This window comes from Barnesiella sp. CU968, assembly GCF_905219685.1.
Taxonomy (GTDB): Bacteria; Bacteroidota; Bacteroidia; order Bacteroidales; family Muribaculaceae; genus Lepagella; species Lepagella muris_A.
Window position 1 is genome coordinate 1 of the sequence record NZ_CAJMXD010000454.1, and the last position, 2,125, is coordinate 2,125.

A 2,125-nucleotide genomic window follows, 5' to 3' on the forward strand; every position below is an offset into this window, starting at 1 on the left:
CTCCACGACATTACGACTAACTTTTAAAACCATGACTCAAAAATTCAGCAACATTCTCAAAGCTTTGCTTCTGACTGTATTGTTTACTGCATTGACTGTCAGCTGCAAGGACGACAATCCGACTCCTGTCGGCAACGGATCCCAGTCAGGATTCACCGTCATCATCCCCGAAAACATTGACCTCATATCGGGTGGGACAATAACCATTTCACAAGAGGGAGGCTCCATAACAACTTCCGAAAAAATATACCTTGAAACAAACGGCAAGTTCACACCTTGCAACATAACGGATGCTTCCGACGAGCATTTCACATTTGCTGTTCCAAATAACATAGAGAGCGGCACCTACACCCTTCACGTAACCAAAAACGGCAAGCGCACTCTGCTCGGACAAATAAAGATAACAATCGTAGCGCACCAGATACCAATACCCGAGGGAGCCACGGTATACGGCATCATTGAGACTGAAGACGGCGAGCCTGTGGCAAATGTAGTTGTCAGCGACGGGGAAAACTGCACGGTAACAAATTCCGACGGCATCTACGGCATTGCATCAGAAAAGAACCAAGGATATGTCTTCTTGTCCGTTCCATCCGGATATGAACCCCTTACAGAAGGTGTCTTCCCTAAAATGTATCAGAAAACGGTACTATCCAAAGGCATACCGGAGAATATATCTTTCAAACTCAAGAAAACGGTGGGACAAGACAATTTCAAAATCCTTTATATGGGCGACAAACATCTTGCCAACCGTTCGCAAGATATCCTCCAATACAAGAAATTCCTTGCCGACGTTACTGCATACAAAGGAAACCATTCTTCCGAGAAGATATATGCCATCACCCTCGGAGACCTCACTTGGGACCAATATTGGAAAAATGGTTATGAACTTCCAAACTATGTAAAAACAATAAACGAGAACCTGAAAGACATGATTGTCTATAACGTTATCGGTAATCATGATCACGACCCAAAATCCATTGGCAGCAACAAGTCTGCCACCAATCCCATGCTTACTCACGTAGCACCGGCATGGTATTCATTCAATATTGGCAAGGCACACTTTGTCGTAATTGACAATATAGACTGTATTGCATACGATGGAGTTCAAGACCGCCCCTACACTCAGAATGTCTACGAGCCCCAAATAGAATGGCTTAAGAAAGATCTTAGCTATATCGACAAATCCACTCCGGTATATGTCATGACTCATGGCTCGCTCTTCTCTTACAATACATCAAATCCCAAAGCCTATAACCTGCGTGCCGATACAGGTTCGGACAAACTTATAGAAGCCTGCACCGGATATGAAGTGCATTTCGTGAACGGTCACCTCCATCAGCAGCACACCATGTTGCCGACAGACTCCCCCGCGAATGGCTACAGCCATCCGGTATATGAACATAACATACCTGCAGTCTGCGCCGACTGGTGGTATTCCGGATATTACACCCCCGGATGCCATATTACCACCGATGGTGTTCCGGCAGGATATGCAATATTCGAATTTTCCGGTAAGAACATGAAATGGGGATACAAAGGAACGGGAATGGACGAAAAAGTACAGTTCCGCGCTTACGACCTCAACAATGTGGATTTCAGCAACGTGACATGGAAGAACCTTAAAGATTCCAAAGTTATCGCGGAATTTAATAAACGATATGTCACTCCTTATGCCGATGGGAAGCGAAAGAACCAGGTGCTTATAAACGTGTGGAACTGGAACAACGACTGCACGATTGAAGTCAAGACCGTAAATGGAGAAACGCTTGCTGCCAAGCAGGTGCGCGAATATGATCCACTTTCCATAGCAGCACTCTCCGTGCCGTATTGGGACAGAGACGCCCTTACAAGCATTCCGGGCACCGGAACAACCTTGCGCTACCATTTCTTCCAAGTTCAATGCAACGACGCAGACACAGACCTTGAAATAACAGTGACCGATAAATTCGGCAACACCTACAAAGAGAAAATGGAACGTCCAAGACCGTTCTCAACAGAAGAGTATATGATAAAATAAGTTTTCAGGCGTTAGGTTTTAGGCGTTAGGCGTTAGGCGTTAGAACTTACACTCGGCAAAACTAACACCTAAAGCCTAACGCCTGAAAACTCCACAATACNATCC

General features: G+C 45.2%; 1 protein-coding gene. It reads left to right on the forward strand.

Annotation, left to right across the window (positions count from 1 at the left end; genetic code table 11):
- On the forward strand, positions 1–2,020 hold a 2,020-nt coding region (locus JX312_RS12675; RefSeq protein ID WP_204458277.1), incomplete at its 5' end, for a calcineurin-like phosphoesterase family protein.
- Positions 2,021–2,125: the final 105 nt, after the last annotated feature.